The 20,874-nt window shown below is 44.0% G+C and carries 20 protein-coding genes; 17 read left to right on the top strand and 3 right to left on the bottom strand.

Annotation, left to right across the window (positions count from 1 at the left end):
* The first annotated feature begins 9 nt into the window (after window positions 1–9).
* The 17 genes from wcaM (at window position 10) to wzzB (ending at window position 18,570) form a co-directional block, all read left to right on the top strand.
* Complete coding sequence (gene wcaM, locus VGM55_RS16095; protein WP_331636013.1) at window positions 10–1,434, top strand: colanic acid biosynthesis protein WcaM; 1,425 nt, start codon at window positions 10–12, stop codon at window positions 1,432–1,434.
* Between the two features lie 174 nt (window positions 1,435–1,608).
* On the top strand, window positions 1,609–2,502 hold the full coding sequence (gene galF / locus VGM55_RS16090; RefSeq protein WP_154187965.1) for a UTP--glucose-1-phosphate uridylyltransferase GalF: 894 nt from the start codon (window positions 1,609–1,611) through the stop codon (window positions 2,500–2,502).
* Window positions 2,503–2,915: 413 nt separating this feature from the next.
* Entirely contained in the window at window positions 2,916–4,001 is a 1,086-nt protein-coding gene (rfbB, locus tag VGM55_RS16085; protein ID WP_331636012.1) for a dTDP-glucose 4,6-dehydratase, read from the top strand.
* Window positions 3,998–4,897 (top strand): dTDP-4-dehydrorhamnose reductase, encoded by a 900-nt coding sequence (rfbD, locus tag VGM55_RS16080; RefSeq protein ID WP_331636011.1) that lies wholly within the window; start codon window positions 3,998–4,000, stop codon window positions 4,895–4,897. Before rfbB ends, rfbD begins: the two co-directional genes overlap by 4 nt.
* Before the next feature lie 47 nt (window positions 4,898–4,944).
* A complete protein-coding gene (rfbA, locus tag VGM55_RS16075) occupies window positions 4,945–5,823 on the top strand; it encodes a glucose-1-phosphate thymidylyltransferase RfbA (RefSeq protein WP_331636010.1) in 879 nt (292 codons plus the stop codon).
* A gap of 3 nt (window positions 5,824–5,826) precedes the next feature.
* Entirely contained in the window at window positions 5,827–6,372 is a 546-nt protein-coding gene (rfbC, locus tag VGM55_RS16070; protein ID WP_331636009.1) for a dTDP-4-dehydrorhamnose 3,5-epimerase, read from the top strand.
* Between the two features lie 50 nt (window positions 6,373–6,422).
* Window positions 6,423–7,196: a GNAT family N-acetyltransferase gene (locus VGM55_RS16065; protein WP_331636008.1), complete on the top strand. Its 774-nt coding sequence runs from the start codon at window positions 6,423–6,425 to the stop codon at window positions 7,194–7,196.
* A 9-nt stretch (window positions 7,197–7,205) separates the two neighbouring features.
* Window positions 7,206–8,294: a DegT/DnrJ/EryC1/StrS family aminotransferase gene (locus tag VGM55_RS16060; protein ID WP_331636007.1), complete on the top strand. Its 1,089-nt coding sequence runs from the start codon at window positions 7,206–7,208 to the stop codon at window positions 8,292–8,294.
* Window position 8,295: 1 nt separating this feature from the next.
* Window positions 8,296–9,420 carry a DegT/DnrJ/EryC1/StrS family aminotransferase gene (locus tag VGM55_RS16055; RefSeq protein ID WP_331636006.1) on the top strand — a complete coding sequence of 375 codons (1,125 nt, stop codon included), beginning with the start codon at window positions 8,296–8,298 and terminating at the stop codon, window positions 9,418–9,420.
* A complete protein-coding gene (locus tag VGM55_RS16050) occupies window positions 9,413–10,777 on the top strand; it encodes a lipopolysaccharide biosynthesis protein (protein ID WP_331636005.1) in 1,365 nt (454 codons plus the stop codon). The genes VGM55_RS16055 and VGM55_RS16050 overlap by 8 nt, the downstream gene beginning before the upstream one ends.
* A 38-nt stretch (window positions 10,778–10,815) precedes the next feature.
* Window positions 10,816–11,826, top strand: a complete 1,011-nt coding sequence (locus VGM55_RS16045) for a polysaccharide biosynthesis protein (protein WP_039304607.1) — start codon at window positions 10,816–10,818, stop codon at window positions 11,824–11,826.
* Window positions 11,827–11,887: 61 nt separating this feature from the next.
* Window positions 11,888–12,895: a hypothetical protein gene (locus VGM55_RS16040; protein ID WP_331636004.1), complete on the top strand. Its 1,008-nt coding sequence runs from the start codon at window positions 11,888–11,890 to the stop codon at window positions 12,893–12,895.
* Window positions 12,896–12,901: 6 nt separating this feature from the next.
* Window positions 12,902–13,912 (top strand): EpsG family protein, encoded by a 1,011-nt coding sequence (locus tag VGM55_RS16035; protein ID WP_331636032.1) that lies wholly within the window; start codon window positions 12,902–12,904, stop codon window positions 13,910–13,912.
* A 34-nt stretch (window positions 13,913–13,946) separates the two neighbouring features.
* Window positions 13,947–14,957 (top strand): glycosyltransferase family 2 protein, encoded by a 1,011-nt coding sequence (locus tag VGM55_RS16030; RefSeq protein ID WP_331636003.1) that lies wholly within the window; start codon window positions 13,947–13,949, stop codon window positions 14,955–14,957.
* A gap of 31 nt (window positions 14,958–14,988) precedes the next feature.
* Window positions 14,989–15,762, top strand: coding sequence for a glycosyltransferase family 2 protein (locus VGM55_RS16025; protein ID WP_331636002.1), 774 nt, complete (start codon window positions 14,989–14,991; stop codon window positions 15,760–15,762).
* 170 nt (window positions 15,763–15,932) lie between these two features.
* Window positions 15,933–17,342, top strand: a complete 1,410-nt coding sequence (gene gndA / locus VGM55_RS16020; protein ID WP_331636001.1) for an NADP-dependent phosphogluconate dehydrogenase — start codon at window positions 15,933–15,935, stop codon at window positions 17,340–17,342.
* A gap of 232 nt (window positions 17,343–17,574) precedes the next feature.
* On the top strand, window positions 17,575–18,570 hold the full coding sequence (gene wzzB, locus VGM55_RS16015) for an LPS O-antigen chain length determinant protein WzzB (RefSeq protein ID WP_154189200.1): 996 nt from the start codon (window positions 17,575–17,577) through the stop codon (window positions 18,568–18,570).
* Between the two features lie 203 nt (window positions 18,571–18,773).
* On the opposite strand, the gene hisIE is transcribed toward wzzB, so the two are convergent.
* The 3 genes from hisIE to hisA are packed head-to-tail and all read right to left on the bottom strand — an operon-like array spanning window position 18,774 to window position 20,874.
* Window positions 18,774–19,385, bottom strand: coding sequence for a bifunctional phosphoribosyl-AMP cyclohydrolase/phosphoribosyl-ATP diphosphatase HisIE (gene hisIE / locus VGM55_RS16010; protein WP_331636000.1), 612 nt, complete (start codon window positions 19,383–19,385; stop codon window positions 18,774–18,776).
* Window positions 19,379–20,155, bottom strand: coding sequence for an imidazole glycerol phosphate synthase subunit HisF (gene hisF, locus VGM55_RS16005; protein WP_154189199.1), 777 nt, complete (start codon window positions 20,153–20,155; stop codon window positions 19,379–19,381). Before hisF ends, hisIE begins: the two co-directional genes overlap by 7 nt.
* Window positions 20,137–20,874, bottom strand: coding sequence for a 1-(5-phosphoribosyl)-5-[(5-phosphoribosylamino)methylideneamino]imidazole-4-carboxamide isomerase (gene hisA, locus VGM55_RS16000; protein WP_331635999.1), 738 nt, complete (start codon window positions 20,872–20,874; stop codon window positions 20,137–20,139). Before hisA ends, hisF begins: the two co-directional genes overlap by 19 nt.

Here is a 20,874-nt window from a genome sequence, read left to right as displayed (position 1 = left end):
TGAGGACTTATGTCGAAAAGCAATCCACTGAAGCGCATTCCTTTTTCCCTGTCTCGCCGTAAGCTGCTTGCCGCCGGCTCTGCGCTGGCGGCTGCATCCCTTATTCCCGGCCCGGCAAAAGCTATCGGTCGGGGATCTCAGGTCAATGTTAAAGATTTCTATCAAAACGACTGGATCGCCGCCTTTAAGCAGGCATTTGCCAGGGCGGACGTCGTACAGGTGCCGGCGGATTTAGTCTGTGACAGCATCAATACCGCGATTTTCATGCCGCAGGGGAAAACGCTACACGTTGCCGGTGGTCTCAAAGGCAACGGCAAAGGGCGTTTTGTGCTGCAGGATGGCTGCCAGATTGTGGGCGAGGGAAAAGGGCGGTTTAACAACATCACGCTGGATGTACGAGGGTCCGACTGCGCTATCAAAGGCATCGATATGAGCGGGTTTGTTAATGTCGCGCAGATCTACATTGGCGGCAAAGATAACCGCACCATGCGTAACCTGACTATTGATAACATCACGGTACACGATGCCAACTACGCGATACTGCGCCAGGGGTTTCACAACCGGATGGAGAACGTGCGCATTACCAATGGTCATTTCAGCCACCTGCAAGGGGATGCCATTGAATGGAATGTGGCGATAAACGACCATGACCTGCTGATTTCTGACCACGTTATCGACAATATCAATTGTACTAACGGAAAGATTAACTGGGGGATAGGTATTGGGCTGGCGGGCAGCACCTATAACAATAATTACCCTGAAGATCAGGCAGTAAAAAACTTCGTGGTGGCAAATATCACCGGCAGCAACTGCCGGCAGCTAGTTCATGTTGAGAATGGGAAGCATTTTCTTATTCGCAATGTAAAGGCGCGCAATATTAACCCAACCTTCAGCCGCAGCGCAGGGATCGATAACGCCAGCGTCGCGATATATGGCTGCGATAACTTCGTGATTGATAATGTCGATATGGTCAATAGTGCAGGGATGTTGATTGGTTATGGCGTGATAAAGGGGAATTATCTGTCTATCCCACAAAATTTTAAGCTTAACGATATCAAGCTTGATAATAGCGAGTTGAATAACACGCTGCGCGGCATCCAGGTATCCTCCGGTAACGCGACCTCTTTTGTGGCAATGACCAACGTCACGCTGAAGCGCGCTACGCTTGAGTTTCATAACAAACCTCAGCATCTTTTTATGCGCAATATCAATGTGATGCAGCTCTCTACGGTAGGGCCAGCGCTGAAGCTAAATTTCGACCTTCGCAAAGATGTGCGCGGGAAGTTTATGGCCAAAGATGACACGCTGCTGTCGTTGGCGAATATTCATGCAGTAAACGAAAAAGGGCAAAGCTCGGTGGATATAGATCGGGTCGATCAACTTTACATTAACAGCGAAAACCTCAATTTCGCCCTGCCGACCGCACGCAAATAATAATGCAACCCTTTTTACGACAATTCTGAGTCAACAGAAGCGTAAATAGCGGTTTTAACATATTTCGTTTGCCCGTGGACGGCGATAGCATGAACCATTCGCTTAATGAATTCATGCTGGCATCAGAGCACGAAAAGACTATAATCTTCCAACCATTTAGAGGTGGGACTAAGAATGACTAATTTAAAAGCAGTTATCCCGGTAGCCGGTTTAGGCATGCATATGCTGCCTGCGACCAAAGCTATCCCTAAGGAGATGCTGCCAATCGTTGATAAACCGATGATCCAGTATATCGTCGACGAAATTGTTGCCGCGGGTATCAAAGAAATCGTGCTGGTGACCCACTCCTCCAAGAATGCCGTTGAAAACCACTTCGACACCTCTTACGAGCTGGAAGCGCTGCTTGAACAGCGCGTAAAGCGCCAGTTGCTGGCGGAAGTCCAGTCTATCTGCCCTCCTGGCGTCACCATCATGAACGTACGTCAGGCTCAGCCGCTCGGCCTGGGGCACTCCATCCTTTGCGCTCAGCCGATCGTTGGTAATAATCCGTTTGTTGTGGTGCTGCCGGATGTTGTGCTTGACGACGCAAGCGCCGATCCTTTGCGCTACAATCTTGCTGCTATGGTTGCTCGCTTCAATGAGACTGGCCGTAGCCAGGTACTTGCTAAGCATATGCCAAACGAAGACCTGGCGGCCTACTCCGTGATAACCACCCAAGAGCCGCTGCTCAATGAAGGGCAGGTGAGCCGGATGGTTGAGTTTGTTGAAAAACCGGATCAGCCGCAAACGCTGGACTCCGATCTCGCGGCGGTGGGCCGCTACGTGCTTTCCGCTGACATTTGGCCGCTGCTTGAGAAAACCGAGCCGGGCGCGTGGGGCCGTATTCAGTTAACCGATGCTATTGCGGATTTGAATGAAACCCAGCAGGTCGAAGTGATGCAGATGACCGGTGAGAGCTACGACTGCGGTAAGAAAATGGGCTATATGCAGGCATTCGTTCAGTATGGACTGCGTAACCACAAGGAAGGTCAAAAGTTTCGCGAGAGCATTCAGAAGCTTCTCAGTTAAGAGACTGAGTGTGATTTGAGAGGTTATCACGGAAGATAATCTGCTAAACGGTGGCGTAGCGTTCGGCCTAAGACAGGGGCAGAACATTAGCCGCCGTTTTGCGTTATAAATAATCACTGAAATTGTGCTATTTCATGGTGTTACCATTTTTTGAGGGAAGTGTATAGACCTAAAATTTCCCTTGTTAATCGCGGCATGAAATATCAGAATTGCGGGGATTTATCCTAAATGTGTTCTGAAAGACCTATCGATGAGTTGTACAGTGATCTGGTAGCTGCTGAGCCAGGGGCGGTAGCGTGGCCAAAATAAAGCATTAAAAAGTTTATCCATTTAGACTAATACGTTCTGACGTTTCTTTTTCCCGCAAGGATACGACGGGAAAATAATAACTGAATAATAGAGAGACTGTTCTAGTGAAAATTCTTGTTACCGGCGGTGCCGGATTTATTGGTTCCGCAGTCGTTCGCCATATTATCAACGAAACACAAGACTCGGTTGTGAACGTTGATACATTAACCTATGCAGGAAACCTTGAATCACTGGCGACGGTAGAAAACAGCGATCGCTACTGCTTTGAACATGCAGATATCTGTGATGCAGAAAGCATGGATCGCCTCTTCCATGAACATCAGCCTGATGCCGTCATGCACCTGGCCGCTGAAAGTCATGTTGATCGCTCTATTACCGGCCCGGCAGCCTTCGTTGAAACCAACATTGTTGGGACTTATGTTCTGCTCGAGGCAGCGCGTCGTTATTGGTCTTCGCTGAACGAAGCTAAGAAATCAGCATTCCGTTTCCATCATATTTCTACTGATGAAGTTTATGGCGATCTTCCGCACCCGGATGAAGTTGCACAGGGCGAAGCATTGCCACTGTTTACTGAAACGACTGCCTACGCGCCAAGCAGCCCTTACTCCGCGTCAAAAGCTTCCAGTGACCATCTGGTTCGCGCCTGGCTGCGTACCTATGGTTTTCCAACGATTGTCACCAATTGCTCGAATAACTACGGCCCGTTCCACTTCCCTGAGAAGTTGATCCCGCTGGTAATTCTGAATGCCCTTGAAGGGAAACCGCTACCAATTTACGGCAAAGGCGATCAAATTCGCGACTGGCTGTATGTTGAAGACCACGCGCGTGCGCTTTATACCGTGGTGACGCAGGGCCAGATCGGCGAAACCTATAACATCGGCGGACATAACGAGAAGAAAAATCTCGAAGTTGTGCATACCATCTGCGATTTGTTGGATGAAATTGTGCCGAAGTCAGGTTCATACCGTGAACAAATTACCTATGTTACTGACCGTCCTGGGCATGACCGACGTTACGCGATTGACGCTGATAAAATTTCTCGTGAGCTGGGCTGGAAGCCTCAGGAAACGTTTGAGTCAGGGATCCGTAAAACGGTGCAGTGGTATCTGGATAACCAGCAGTGGGTGGAAAATGTGAAAAGCGGCGCCTACAAGAGCTGGATCGAAGAGAATTACGGTGAGCGTAAATGAATATCTTACTTTTTGGTAAGACAGGGCAGGTGGGCTGGGAACTGCAGCGCGCCCTGGCGCCATTAGGCAAAGTCACGGCTCTGGATGTTCGCTCAGAGGAATTTTGCGGTGACTTCAGTAACCCGGAAGGTATTGCCGAAACAGTGCGTCGGATTAAACCGGATGTCATTGTCAATGCCGCAGCCCACACGGCTGTAGATAAGGCAGAATCAGAACCCGAATTAGCACAGCTCCTGAACGCTACCAGCGTGGAGGCGATTGCGAAAGAAGCAGCTAAAATTGGCGCATGGGTTGTTCATTATTCAACCGATTATGTTTTCCCCGGCAACGGTGAAACACCGTGGCAAGAAACCGATGAGACCGCACCTCTGAACGTCTACGGTGAAACCAAGCGTGCTGGTGAGATAGCGCTGCAGGCACATTGCCCCAATCATTTGATCTTCAGAACCAGCTGGGTTTATGCCGGTAAAGGCAACAACTTCGCTAAAACAATGCTGCGCCTGGCAAAAGAACGCCAAGAGCTATCGGTCATAAGCGATCAGTTTGGTGCCCCAACGGGGGCCGAATTGCTTGCTGACTGCACCGCACATGCAATCCGTATAGCCATGGTTAAACCAGAAGTTGCCGGTGTATATCATCTGGTCTCAGGTGGTACCACGACGTGGCACGACTATGCTGTTCTGGTCTTAGAGGAGGCGCGTGCCGCTGGCATTACTCTGGCACTCAACAAGCTTCACGCCGTGCCAACATCATCTTATCCCACACCGGCTAAACGCCCACATAATTCAAGATTAAATACTGAGAAGTTTCAGCAAAATTTTGGCTTGGTTCTTCCAGAGTGGGAGCGTGGTGTTAAACGTATGCTCACCGAGCTTTTCACTACAACAATGATTTAATTTTAAGTTAATACCCATTTAGGTATTTGACATTCAGAGATAATGAAATGAAAACGCGTAAAGGTATTATTCTCGCAGGTGGTTCTGGGACTCGATTATATCCAGTGACAATGGCCGTAAGTAAACAGCTGTTGCCAATTTATGATAAGCCGATGATTTACTACCCGCTCTCTACGCTGATGTTGGCAGGTATTCGTGACATCTTGATTATTAGTACTCCTCAGGACACGCCGCGCTTTGAACAATTGCTAGGCAATGGCAGCCAGTGGGGACTTAACTTGCACTACAAAGTGCAGCCAAGTCCGGACGGGCTGGCGCAGGCTTTTATTCTTGGCGAAGAGTTCATCGGTAATGATGATTGTGCTTTAGTTTTGGGCGACAACATCTTTTACGGTCATGATTTACCGAAGCTAATGGATGCGGCGGTCAGCAAAGAAAGTGGGGCGACAGTATTTGCCTATCATGTTAACGATCCTGAGCGTTATGGCGTTGTGGAATTCGATAAAGCTGGAACGGCTGTTAGCCTGGAAGAAAAGCCACTAGAACCAAAAAGTAATTATGCGGTGACGGGGTTATATTTCTATGACAACAGTGTTGTTGAAATGGCTAAGAACCTCAAACCTTCCGCTCGTGGCGAACTAGAAATTACCGATATCAACCGTATCTATATGGAACAGGGGCGTCTGTCCGTTGCCATGATGGGGCGCGGGTATGCATGGTTGGATACCGGTACTCATCAGAGTCTTATTGAAGCGAGCAACTTTATTGCGACCATTGAAGAAAGACAGGGACTGAAAGTAGCTTGCCCGGAAGAGATCGCGTTTAGAAAAGGGTTTATCGATGTAGAGCAGGTTAGAAAATTAGCGGTACCACTTGCTAAAAATGCATATGGACAATACTTGCTAAAAATGATCAAAGGGTATTAATACGTGAATGTTATTAAAACAGAAATCGCTGATTTACTGATCATTGAGCCAAAAGTTTTTGGTGATAGCCGCGGGTTTTTCTTCGAAAGCTTTAACCAAACTATGTTTGATGCCGCAGTCGGGGATAAAATTAATTTCGTCCAGGACAACCACTCTAAATCCAGTAAAAATGTACTGAGAGGTTTGCATTTTCAGGAAAATCCTCATGCTCAAGGTAAGCTCGTTCGCTGCATAGCGGGTGAAGTATTTGATGTTGCAGTCGATATCCGCCGCGACTCAGAAACCTTCGGGAAATGGGTTGGAGTCATACTTTCAGCAAGCAATAAACGACAACTTTGGATACCTGAAGGGTTTGCTCACGGGTTCGTTACGCTGGAAGATAATACTGAATTTGTCTACAAAACGACGGATTTTTATCACCCTGAGTCAGAACAAAGTATTGCATGGAACGATCCAGATATTAATATCGAATGGCCGCTAATGGAGAGCCCAATCCTGTCTGCCAAAGATTTATCTGCAAAATGTTTAAGAGACTTTTTTTCCCTTTAACACATTGCTGCAAGAATACCGATCATGTTAAATGAATACTGAGGTTGATAATGAAGATTGATGTCCTGAGCCGGTTAGATCCTGATTTTTATAAATTGTCGGAGCAGGAGTTTATCATTAATAAACAACGGTCAGGTACATTATATGATCATTTTCCGTTTATCAAAAATGCGCATAAATTTTTGAATGTTGTTATTAAAAATGAATGTGAGCAAGTGGTCGGCGGGCTTATCGTCAAGTTTGAATATGATGAAAATTACTGTTTTGGAAGTATTGGGCTGGTAGTTATTACTAGTGAAGCTCGTGGTCGGGGTTATTCAAAGTTATTACTCCATGAAACAATCAAAGCATGTAAACAAAAGAAAATAGACTATTTGTTGCTTTGGACTTCATTGCATGATTTTTATGCTCAATTTGGATTTGAAGTGGATGAACCGCTTGCCTATTTAGAAGTTAATGAACAAAACGAGCTACAAGGTATCTGTGATCAGATAATTGTTGATTTTGAATCGCAGCCAACCTATACGAGTCGGCAAGGCTACTTAGAGTATAATAGAACAATCGTTCATTACTTGCATGATGGGGCAGGGTATGTTTTTGTGAGTTACAGTGGTGATGTTGCCACTGCAATAGATATCATTACAAATAATTTTTGCTCAATAAAAAAAACCAGAGTGATTATTCCTCTTCATGACCCATTGATTCGCGAATTATATCAACGACAGCCCGAGCTGACTCAGCATAATTATAATTATGAAATGTGGTTAAAGCTAAGGGCTGATGTGCATTCCAAGAAAATATTAAGTTTTTTACAACGAATTTAAGGAATAATAATGATTCCATTAGTAAAAGTCGCGATGGCACCAAAAGAAAAAATCATGCCAGCGTTGGAAGATGTACTCTATAGCGGAATGTTAGCTGAAGGCGAATATGTTTATCGTTTTGAGGATGCCTTCAAGTCTCACTTTAAAATTGAAGGCACCGTTTTAGGTATGAGTAGTGGGACAGCTGCTCTCCATACAGCATTGCTTTTGGCGGGTGTACAAGCTGGTGATGAGGTTATTACCACAAGTATGACCGCAGAACCAACAAATCTGTCTATTCTCTATGTTGGAGCAAAGCCAGTATTTGCAGATGTTATTGATACATCAGGCAACATATCGGTAGACTCTATCGAAAGCCATATTACGAATAAAACAAAAGCCATTCTTGTAGTGCATTATGCAGGCTACCCCGTTGAGCTTGAAAAAATTAGCAAGATTGCACGTAAATACAACATTCCATTAATTGAAGATTGTGCACATGCGTTGGGTTCAGAATACGGTGGAAAGACTATTGGAAACTATGGTGACTATGCTATTTATTCGCTGCAGGCGATAAAGCATATGACTACAGTTGATGGTGGTATTTTAGTTATTAAAAATCCTGAGCAAGTTACAGCGGCAAAGAAAATCCGCTGGTTTGGCATGGAGAAAGGAGTAGACAGAACCAAAGTCGATATTACTTCGCCTGGGTTCAAATATAACATGAGTAATGTGACGGGCGCTATCGGGCTTGTGCAATTAGATTATATTGATAGTATTATTAATATTCACAAGAGCAATGGCAGATATTATGATGCTCAGTTGAAGGATGTTTCCGGTGTAACAACGGGTTCTTTTGATTGTGAGGCAAGCCCTAGTTATTGGTTATACACTTTAGTGAGTGAGGACTGGGAAGATATTCAGAAGAAACTCACTGAGAAAGGTGTGATGGCTTCGAAGCTGCATCGTCCCAATCATTATCATACCATTTTCACCTATCCTGAAAACAAACTGCCAGGGCTCGACTCTTTCTATGGCAATCTGTTGCATATTCCTTGTGGCTGGTGGGTTACTGAAGAGCAGCGTGAGATGATCGTTGAAACCATTGCTCGAGGTTAGCATGTTCAAATATCCACTTTTTAAAACATATTACTCATCACAACTGGATTCTGTTATTTCTTCTGTCCTGCAATCAGGTGCAGTCGCATCCGGGAAATATATCAAAGAGTTCGAAAATGGACTTGGTGATTTACTCGGTGAGCAGTTTGTTGTTTCAACAAGTAACATGAGTGCTGCCATGTACATCGCACTTTATTTGTCTGGAGTAGGTAAAGGCGATGAAGTACTGACTACGGCATTCACCTGTATGTCGTCCAACTCTCCAATAAATAATATAGGCGCTATACCTGTATGGGTCGATTTATTTCCAGGCAGTTTTCATATGGATCCTGCACTGTTGGAGAGAGCGATCACAGAGAAAACAAAGGCAGTAATTTTATATCATACCGCAGGTTACCCCGCGAATAGCAAAGCCATCTCAGAGATCTGTAAACGTCACGGTATTACATTAATTGAGGATTGCAACAATGCTTTTCTTTCTTCAAATCGTGATGGTCTAAGCGGGTCATATGGTGATTTTAGCATCCACTCGTTTTATCCAAATCGTTTAATTAATACAATCGAGGGTGGTGCTTTGATTTGTAAGCACCAGGATGATTACGAGCGAGCATTGAAGCTTCGTCGTTTTGGGGTAGACTCCGCTACATTTCGTAATGCTATTGGTGAAATTAATCCGCAGTCTAATATTGCCGAAATTGGCTGGTCGATGAATCTGCCAAATCTGAATTGTGCAATGGGGAGTGTCCAGCTAAGTGATGTAAATGATAGACTTGCTGCGATTCAAAGCAATGCCAGTTGCATTGATTCATATCTGGATCAGATGCAAGGGGTTACAAGGCCGCAGTTGCAGGAGAAGGATGAACCGGCGTATTGGGTTTATTTATTGCAAGTTGAACAACGGGATTTGTTCATTAAAAAGCTTAAAGAAGCGGGTGTTCATGCATCATCACTGCATCATCGAAATGATATTTACAGTGGGTTTAATGCGAAGGCATCTTCACTTCCGGTAACAGACGAAGTCCAAAGTACAATCCTTGCGTTGCCTGTTGGTTGGTGGCTTACTAAAAACGACATCATCACCATGATGGACATTTTTAGCAAAGTAAAAGAAAAATTAGATGATTAACTCAACTTCTTTGCTCAATAAAGATTTTAGAAAGCTATTTGACTTATTTTCACTGTTGTCAGGGAAAGTTGGCAACATACTTGTCGGCGTTTTTTTTCTTCCTTTATATGCAAAGTATTTACAGCCAGAAGTATTTAGCATCGTTACGATTGTCTTTTCTTTACAGGCTCTCGCAACAATGCTTGACTTCGGCATGTCGATCATCGTTTCACGTGAAACAGCTATTCATTATAAAAAAGAGCTTATTAAGCTACCTGTATTGAAAGATGCAGAGCGCATAATAACGCTTCTATATGTTTTTGTAACAGTATTGATTTTTATGGTATTTTGGATTAGTAATGAAAAAGCTTTCCAGCTTTCATTATTTAACATCTGTCTTATCATTCTTACGGTTATTTTAGCAGTGCTGCAAAATGTTTATTACAATGTTTTGCTAACAGCCCGGAAATTTATTTTTTCAAGCTGGTTACAAATTTTCTTTGTTTTATTGCGGGGGGGGGGGACATTCCTCGGCGTTGTGTATTACCCTGCCAGCATAGAAGCGTTCTTATTTATACAAGTTGGTTTGCTGTTACTTCAGGCACTTGTTTTCAGGTTTTTTTGCTATTCTCAGGTTTATGATTTCAGAGGGAAATGCAGTTTCAGAACATTGTATTTGATGTTTTGCCAGGGGAAAAAACTCGTTCTATATAGCATAGCTGGCGCTACAGTATTGCAGCTTGACAAGATTATTGTGGCGCACCAGCATAGTCCGGCAGTTTCAGCACCATATTTTCTTGCAAGTACCTTTTGTATGCTACCAATTACGGTGATGGCGACACCGGTTATGCAGTTTTTTCAGCCCAGAGTTATTAATCAACTAAACACTCCGAGTGCTGATATTGGAAATATTCTAAAAAAATATACTTTGGCATTAAACGCGATTGTGATATTACCGACCATTTTTATATGGTTGATAATTCCTGTCGTGATTAAATTCTGGCTTCACAGTAGCGAGTATGTAGACAATGTAGTCTTTTACGCTACAATTCTTTTACCCGGCATTGCAATAGGTGCTCTTGGTTATATTCCTTATGTTTTATTAGTAGGCGTTGGCGATTTTAAGTTTCAGGCAGGCACGTCATTCATTCTTACTCTTATTACTTTAATGTTTGTTTATTATTTTTCGTCTCTAGGCGATATTAAAGCAATTTGTATAACTTATTTTATTTACCACACGCTTTCAACAACTGTATTTTGGGGGAGATGTATCTCACTTAAATTGATTAAACACCATGCAGTTGTAAACGCAAAAATAACAATAGCAGGTATTTCTTTCATGGCGGCCTGCTGTGGGATTATGAGTCTATTGCGATAAATATTGTTTCATATGTCTAAAAGTGAGTTGAAATAGTTATGTTTAAAGATAAAAAACTGATGATAACTGGTGGTACAGGGTCCTTTGGTAATACGGTGCTGAACCGCTTTTTAAATACTGATGTTAAAGAAATTATTGTCTTTAGCCGAGATGAAAAAAAACAAGAAGATATGCGTATCGCGTTGAATAATCCAAAAATTAAGTTCTATATTGGTGATACGCGTTGCTATGATTCTATCAGCCAGGCAATGAAGGGGGTGGATTATGTTTTCCACGCTGCGGCTTTAAAACAGGTTCCCTCGTGTGAGTTTTATCCGATGGAAGCCGTTAAGACCAACGTCATTGGTACTGAAAACGTCCTGAATGCGGCGATTCAAAATAATGTTAAAAAAGTCGTTTTGTTAAGTACCGATAAAGCTGTATATCCAATTAATGCTATGGGTATTTCGAAGGCAATGGCTGAGAAAGTACTCGTTGCAAAATCAAGAACTATTGGTGAAGATGGACCCATTATGTGCGCCACCCGTTACGGCAACGTTATGGCCTCCAGGGGTTCAGTTATTCCATTGTTTATTGAAAAAATTAAAACTTCAATGCCAATGACAATTACCGATCCGAAGATGACTCGTTTCCTTATGTCCCTTGAGGATTCTGTGGACTTGGTTTTACATGCATTTAAAAATGGCCAGCAGGGTGATATTTTTGTGCAGAAAGCACCAGCCAGTACCGTTGAAGATTTGGCAACAGCAATTGGCGAACTGCTGAAATTACCTTATAACACTAAAATTATTGGCACTCGTCACGGTGAAAAACTCTACGAAACACTTGTTTCACGTGAGGAGATGGCTAAAGCAGAAGATATGGGTAAATATTATCGAGTGCCGGCAGATAACCGTGATCTGAACTACGATAAGTTTATCATCGATGGGAAACCAGAAGCCAACAATGTTGATGATTATACTTCTCATAATACAGAGCGTTTAAATGTTGAAGAAATTAAGGAGCTCTTACTCACGCTGAAGTATGTACAGGAAGAAATCTCAAATTAATGTTTCCAGAGCTTGTGGCCTATTCAGGCCATAAGCAAAATTATAATTATCGGAACATACTATGCTTTATGTATTAATCCCGTCAAAAAATAACGCAGAAACACTTCTGACTCAGATAAAAATACTCAGTGAGGTTTTTTCTTCTGAGGTAAATATAAAGATTATTGTTCTAGATAACTCTTTACATATTAATCATGATGTCGCTAGTATTTGTAAAGCATCTGATTGGATTTATGATAATGACGATAGGCAAATTTCAGTTTCTGCTAACTTCAATCGTGGTATCAACTATGTGAAAAACAAAGCGGGCTACTCTACCTTTATTGGTGATGATGATTTTATCACGCCTGCAGCGTTGGATATATGCACTCAGTTGAAAGCTAAAAACATAGATGTGTTTCGACCGCTGTTCGAAAATCTTGTGTATTGGAATGGATTTAAATCACGGCGTGGTTCAGTAATATGTGACTTTGAAGTAAGAAAAAATAATCGGTTAGTCCAGGCAACTCATGCAATTATAAAGAAAAAAATTTTTAAAGGCATCAATAAATTTGATGGGCCACAGTTTAATATCATACCTTCTTTCTACCATTGTATTTTTTCGAACTCTATTGTTGAAGATTTTGATTTTGGTCCGTTTGCGCCGGATTCTTACTCTGCCGGCTATCTACAACAGCATAAGATAAGTTTTTATTCTGAAATAAGTAACGCAATAATCCCTGGCTCTGCGCCAAGAAGTGCAAGTGCCTACACAGCAATAAAAGATGGTCATGATTCCTTTGCTTCTCATGCGCATACTAATGCCTATTTAGATGACGAGACATTATCAGAGGTAGCAACGTTATCTTATCGCTCTGATTACATCTGGTATTTGTCTTTCTTGGCAGGTGAGAAGCAATATCTGATGGCGAAACAATTTACTAAAAGTGATGTTGAAGGCATATCTGGTTATCATGTGAGCAACATTCTTAAAAAATATAAAAGAATGCTCTCATTGATTAGTGCAGCAACGATAACAGTCAAAAAACACGCCAAAAGTGGTTTCACCGATTTTTTAAAAAATGGCTGAGCCGTGATGATATATATAATTGGATATGTTTACTCCATTCTTTCCCTGCTGTTTTTCAGGAATATATTAAAACCCAGCAGGCTCTATTTTTTAATTACAGCAATTCCACTGGCAATAGTATTGCTGCGTGGGCATACAGGGACTGATACACAATCTTATATTGATATAATCGGTCTCATTGAACATGGCGTTGATGCTTCGGTTGAAATCGGCTTTTATATTGCAACTGAATTCCTTTTAATGTTTACAAGTGATGGGCTGATTATTACAAAGATTCTTTCTTTGTTAATGCTCATCAACTTTGGATTATTTTTTGGGAATAGTAAGGAACGTGTATTTGTTTATACATTACTGATTGTTCCATTATTCTTTTTTGATATGTACATGAATGGATTGAGGTATGGAATAGCTTACTCATTCGCACTTTTAGCTTACGATCAACAGCAGAAGAAAAACAATATAAAGTTCTTGCTATTGGTCGCACTTGCCATATCGTTTCATATATCATCGATTGTTGTCATAGCTTTAATGTTTATCAATTATCTACGATATTTAAATACAAAAGCCTTGGTTGTTATTGCTGCTATTGCTGGTTTGTTTATTTATTTCTTTAAGGATAGGGTTCTTTTAAAACTAGCCCAATATTCCACCATTGAGTCTCCTGGTGCTCTTTCTGGTGTGATGCCATTATTAATATTTATACTAACTGTCGGGTTGGTTGTTGTCTCCGCAAGGAAGCAGCCTGCCTTTTTCTTTGTGGCTTTGCTCTGTGGTGCTGAGCTTCTGTCGTTTATAATGTCGCGTTATACTTATATGGGGATGAGAATTCAGTTTGTAGTGATTCTTGTCTTGTTTTGCAAATTACCGGAGCTTATATATTTTAGATTGCAGGCAGTTCTGGTGCTCTTCTTTATAAGTTTACTGTGTTTTACTGGAAGATACCGTAATATGGCTGATGAGTATGGAAACGGCCCGTCTCCATTTATGCCATACCATTATTATTGGGATGCCAGTTAGCATTGTTGTACTGAAAACACAGGAGTCGTTTGTGATGAATAATTCATTCACAATTATTGTTCCGCTATACAATTCGGCCCTTTTCCTTGAGCGCTGTATTAAGAGTTTACAGAACCAAAACTATAATAACTTTGAGGTTGTTTTGGTTGATGATGGCTCTCAGGATGAGACATTTGCTCTTTGTCAGGGATATGAAAAAAAAGATTCACGTTTTAATGCTTACACTAAAAACAATGAAGGGCAGGGGGTTGCTAGAAACTTTGGATTAGCTAAGGCTAAAAATGATTTTATACTTTATGTTGATAGTGATGATTTCATTGAAAGTGATGCATTGAAAAATATTAATGAAGCCATTAATAGTACACCGGATTGTGATTTTGTGAATTTCCTCATTGATTTTGTTGATGAAAATAATCGGCCACGACATCAGTCTGCTCGATATAGTCTGCCAACAATGTCAGGAGATGATATTTTTATATCAGCCATGTTAGATAGGGATATACTTTCTTCACCCTGCAATAAAGCATACCGCAGATGTTTTTTATTGAACAACAAGATCGAGTTCCCTTCGTTGAGAAAAAACGAAGACATTATATACTCAAGAATAATTGGTTATTATTCAAAGAAAACAACTTTTATTAATAAAACATTGTACCATGCATTGATACGCAGCGGCAGCACATCAAGGAATATCACTTCTGATAATTTAAAAGATAGCCTGTTAACCATAGATAAGTTAAAATTTTTCATGCAGGAAAAAGATATTTTCGATCAGTATGAAATTGTTTTTAACGCATTTGTTGTTCGACACTTAACGTACCTTCTCATCATTATTTCGTTTTGTTCTGATGATTATAATGGTTTTAAGCGAAAAGTAGATTTAACAACAGATATAGGTTTGAAGAATTATTTAAAAAATAAAAAGGTTATTAGTCTTTTAAGTATTAAACAGAAAATAATGGCGTTATTATGCCGTGTGCCATTGGTTCTTTTTAGTATGGCGAAATTATCTACGAAATTAGGCTTATATAACCCTGGTAGATAAAATTGTTCCATAAGAGAGTAAAGGGATAAAAATGAGGGTTTTCTTATCTGTTGTTTCGCATAAACATGCGTCTTTAATCACGGAATTGGATTGCTTGTCAATTCTTGCGAAGCACTTTGTGGTCGTATTGAAAAATAATTATGAGGGCGAGGCTCAGTTGTTACAGCGTTATTGTGAACAACATAACATTCATCTTATAAATGACGCGTACGGTTGTGGTTTCGGTAAAAATAACAATATAGTTTTTAAGTATTGTGAAGAGCAATTTAATATTGCAGATGATGATTTTTTCATTACATTCAATCCTGATGTGGTCGCCTCGCCAGAGGATATACAGCAACTGATTGATTGCATGAGTAATAATTCGATTCCATTTGCCGCGATCTCTTTGTACAAAAACAACGAAAGAACGATTCGTGATTTTTCCATTCGTAAATTCCCAACTTTCACCACGTTTGCGAAGTCGTTTATGGGATTGGGGAATAATTCGCTAATAAAAGAATGCCTTGATGTTTCTAAAGTTGATTGGGCTGCCGGTTCTTTTTTAGCATTTAGAACTGATGTTTATAAAAAGCTCCGTGGTTTTGATGAAAAATTCTTCATGTATTGCGAAGATATTGATATTTGCTATCGTGCTAATAAGCAAGGTTATGGCTTAACATATTTGCCGACAATCAGTGCAGTACATCTAGCAAAACATCAAAATCGTAAGATTTTTAGTAAACATTTTTATTGGCATATAAAAAGTGCTTTGATGTTTCTGCTATTGAGCAAAGCGGGTATCAGAACGAAATCAATCCTATAGGCAATAGCTATTATTATTAGGTTTCTACCCAGACTAAATATGTGGAATATGAAAGTTATGTGCGATTAAGGCATCTTCCACTATCTGTAAGTCTTAAACATGAGTTAACATCATAGCCACATTTGAAGCCGCGTGTAGGGCGCGGTGAGCACACCTGACAGGAGTATGTAATGTCCAAGCAGCAGATCGGCGTTGTTGGTATGGCCGTGATGGGGCGCAACCTGGCGCTGAACATCGAAAGCCGTGGTTATACCGTTTCCGTATTCAACCGCTCCCGTGAGAAGACTGAAGAAGTCGTCGCCGAGAACCCAGGCAAGAAGCTGGTTCCTTACTATACCGTAAAAGAGTTCGTTGAGTCTCTCGAAACGCCGCGTCGAATCCTGTTAATGGTGCAAGCGGGTGCGGGCACTGATGCCGCTATCGACTCCCTGAAGCCGTATCTCGATAAAGGCGACATCATCATTGATGGCGGTAATACCTTCTTCCAGGACACGATTCGTCGTAACCGTGACCTGTCTGCCGAAGGCTTCAACTTCATCGGTACCGGCGTTTCCGGCGGTGAAGAGGGCGCGCTGAAAGGCCCATCCATCATGCCTGGCGGCCAGAAAGACGCTTACGAGCTGGTTGCGCCTATCCTGACCAAGATTGCCGCAGTTGCTGAAGACGGCGAACCTTGTGTGACTTATATCGGGCCTGATGGTGCCGGTCACTACGTGAAGATGGTGCATAACGGCATCGAATACGGTGACATGCAGCTGATTGCAGAAGCCTATTCTCTGCTGAAGCATGGTCTGAACCTGTCTAATGAAGAGCTGGCCGAAACGTTCACCGAATGGAACAAAGGCGAGCTGAGCAGCTACCTTATCGACATCACCAAGGATATCTTCACCAAAAAAGATGATGAAGGTAAATACCTGGTCGATGTGATTCTGGACGAGGCGGCAAACAAAGGTACCGGTAAATGGACCAGCCAGAGCTCTCTGGATCTTGGTGAGCCACTGTCTCTGATTACAGAATCCGTGTTTGCACGTTATATCTCCTCTCTGAAAGAGCAGCGTGTTGCGGCATCAAAAGTGCTGAGTGGCCCGCAGGCTAAGCCATTCTCCGGCGACAAAGCAGAGTTCAGCGAAAAAGTTCGTCGTGCTCTTTACCTGGGCAAAATCGTTTCTTATGCTCAGGGCTTCTCCCAGCTGCGTGCCGCATCTGAAGAGAACAACTGGGATCTGAACTACGGTGAGATCGCGAAGATTTTCCGCGCGGGCTGTATCATTCGTGCCCAGTTCCTGCAGAAAATCACGGATGCTTATGCTGAGAACCCGACTATTGCTAACCTGCTGTTGGCGCCTTACTTCAAAAAGATTGCCGACGATTACCAGCAGGCGCTGCGTGATGTGATTTCTTACGCGGTACAGAACGGTATTCCAACGCCAACCTTCTCCGCGGCAATCGCCTACTATGACAGCTACCGTGCTGCGGTACTGCCGGCTAACCTGATTCAGGCTCAGCGCGATTACTTTGGGGCGCATACCTATAAGCGCACAGACAAAGACGGTGTCTTCCACACCGAGTGGCTTGACTAAAATTCTTTTCGCTTTAAATAAAAGGCCCTTTAAGGGCCTTTTTTTACATGTGTTAACTGGTGAATTATTGAACAACTTATTTATACGGCTTGTTTATTCCAGAGTCAGGTTGATTTTCAGCAAATTCTCATCTTCTGCTTACAAATCATTGAGGTTTTTTGACCATTCTCTCTCTATACTATAAAGCAGTTGAATATATGTCGTTGTTCTCACTCTTTTTTCAAAGGTTACCATGAATCGAACTGACTCAAATGTGACGACAGATCACACTAATAATAAAGAAGAACAAATTGATTTGATTGATATTTTTCTTCAGCTGTGGCGTGGTAAAATCGCGATCGTTGCAGTGATGGTTTTAGCCATCCTGCTCGCCGTTGTTTATCTGACCGTTGCCAAAGAAAAATGGACTTCCTCGGCGATCGTAACGCTGCCGGATTCGGGGCAGATTGCTAACTACAGTAACGCGATGGATATACTGTATAGTCAGACGCCAGGTAATACGCCATCGAATGTTGAAGTACAACAGCGCTTCTTTGGCCGTTTTAACTCAGCCATTTCTGCACTTTCTGGCCAGCTTGAAAATCAGGATAAGCCTGAAAAGTTAATCATAGAACCAGCAACTAAAGACCAGCCTTTGCCGCTTAAAATTAGCTATCAAAGCACTACGGCACAGCAAGCCCAGAAAACGCTCAATACTTATCTCCAGCAAATTAATAAGCGAATTGTTACCGAGTTGGATAGCGATCTCAAAACGTCTGTTGATGAAAGAATCAACGACCTGAAAGATCAGCTGATGACAAAAGAAAAAGTGGCAAAAGAGAAGCAGCAAAAACGCCTGGATGAGCTAAATCAAGCGCTGGTTGTCGCTCAGCAGTCCAATATTACAAAACCCGTGGTTTCACAAGCGGAAACCTTATCTGAAGATACGCTGTTTGTATTGGGGAGTGAGGCACTTTCTTCAATGATCAAAAATGAAGCTTCCCGTCCTCTGCCGCTGGATAACTCTTACTTTAACGCCCGCCAGGCGTTGTTGGCCGTCAGCGAACTGAAGTCGACGCCGGAAACGACGTATGCGTTTCGTTATATCATGAAGCCGACTTTGCCGGTGCGTAAAGACAGCCCGAAAAAAGGTCTGACGCTCGTGTTGGCTGCCTTGCTGGGTATTATTGTAGGTTCAGGTTATGTCCTGGGACGTAACGCGCTGCGTAACTATAAACCAGCTGCGTAAACCTGCAAAAAAACAAAAGGCCGCGTTAGCGGCCTGAGACTGCTGACAAAGTTCATTGTTCTAAAAAAGCCCGAACCCAGGTCTAATAAAAGCAATGAATAATGTTCTCTGGTTTGCCCCAAACAGTCGAAAACCACGTTTTTCGGCTGTTTGTCATCAATCTGAGGCCGCATTAGCGGCCTTTTTTACGTCCGTTCCCGGGCTTATTTATGCCGCGCCCGTAAGTTCTCTATCACCGCACTCAAGTCCAAATCCTGATCCTGCAGCAGCACCAGCAGGTGATACATCAAGTCAGAAGCTTCGTTGGTCAGCTCGTGACGATCGTTCACGGTTGCGGCCAGCGCGGTTTCCACGCCTTCTTCACCCACTTTCTGGGCAATACGCTTGGTCCCGCTGGCATACAGTTTCGCAGTGTAAGAGCTTGCCGGATCGGCTGTTTTGCGTGAAGCCAGCAGCTGTTCCAGCTCGAACAGGAAATGCCAGTCGTGATGCGCTTCGCCGAAGCAGCTTGAGGTGCCGAGGTGGCAGGTTGGGCCGATGGGGTTCACCAGGATCAGCAGCGTGTCGTTATCGCAGTCTGGCGCAATACGCACCACGTTCAGGAAATGGCCTGACGTTTCCCCTTTAGTCCACAGGCGCTGTTTGGTGCGCGAGAAGAAGGTCACTTTGCCGCTTTCCAGAGTTTTCGCCAGCGCGTCCTGGTTCATATAGCCGAGCATCAGGACTTCGCCGGACACCGCGTGTTGAACGATAACCGGCATCAGGCCATCGGTTTTTTCCCAGTCCAGCTGGGCTAGCTGTTGTTCTGTTAACACACTCGAATCTCCACACCTTGCTGAACCAGAAACGCCTTCAGCTCGCCAATATTGATAATTTGCTTATGGAACACGGAAGCCGCCAGAGCACCGTCAACGTCCGCATCGCGGAAAGCCTCATGGAAGTGTTCCATGGTGCCCGCGCCGCCGGAGGCGATGAGCGGCACGTGGCAGACTTCACGCACTTTCTTCAGTTGGGCCAGGTCGTAGCCGTTGCGCACGCCGTCCTGGTTCATCATATTCAGGACGATTTCCCCGGCGCCGCGCTTCTGCACTTCCTGCACCCAGTCCTGGGTTTCCCACTGTGTTACGCGCGTGCGGCTTTCGTCGCCGGTGTACTGGTTAACGTGGTATTTGCCGGTTTCAGCGTCAAACCAGGTGTCAATGCCGACCACGATGCACTGCACGCCAAAGCGATCCGCCAGGCGAGTGATAAGCTCAGGATCGGCCAGAGCAGGGGAGTTAATGGAAATCTTATCCGCCCCGAACGACAGGATCTGCGCGGCATCCTCAACGGACTTGATCCCGCCCGCCACGCAGAAAGGAATATCGATAACTTCCGCCACGCGGGTCACCCAGCTTTTGTCTACCACGCGGCCATCGCTCGAGGCGGTGATATCGTAGAAGACCAGCTCGTCTGCGCCTTCCCGGGCATAGCGCTGCGCCAGCGGCACGATGTCACCGATGATTTCGTGATTACGGAACTGAACGCCTTTGACAACCTGGCCGTCACGCACGTCCAGGCAAGGGATTATCCGTTTTGCCAGCATGAAATGGCCTCCTTCACGTTGAATTTACCTTCCAGAAGCGCGCGCCCAACAATCACCCCTTTCACGCCGCTGCCGCGCAGGGCGGCAATATCTTCAAGCCCGCCAATGCCGCCGGAGGCCTGAAACGCCACCTGAGGGAAACGCGCACAGACTTCCTGATAAAGCTCAACGTTTGAGCCTGCCAGCGTGCCGTCGCGCGAAATATCGGTGCAAAGTACATGCTTGAGCCCGAACGGCAGAAACAGTTCAACAAGCTGCTCCAGCGTGGTGCCGGAAGTTTCCTGCCAGCCGCTCACCGCCACCTGTTTGTTGCCTTGGGCATCAATACGCACGTCCAGCGCCAGCACTAAAGCATCGGCGCCAAAACGTTTAAACCAGCTCTGCACCCGCTCAGGGGATTTCACCGCGGTGGAGCCGACGACCACGCGAGCCGCACCGGCTTCCAGCAGGGCTTCAACGTCCTGCTCGGTGCGAACGCCGCCGCCAACCTGAACCGGCACGCTGACGCCTGCCAGCAGCTTTTGCAGCAGCGGGATTTGGCGAGCCGCCGGATCTTTGGCGCCGGTCAGGTCGACAAGGTGCAGCACTTCCGCGCCCTGCGACTGATAATCCTGTAAACGCGGCAGCGGGTCACTGCCGTAGTCGCGCTGCTGGCCGTAATCTCCCTGATGGAGACGCACCACTTTGCCGTCAATTAAATCAAGTGCCGGGATTATCAT

The organism is Cedecea sp. (genome assembly GCF_036500665.1).
Taxonomy (GTDB): Bacteria; Pseudomonadota; Gammaproteobacteria; order Enterobacterales; family Enterobacteriaceae; genus Cedecea.
Note: the sequence above shows the minus strand (reverse complement) of the source record. Positions and strands in the feature narration are given on the sequence as shown.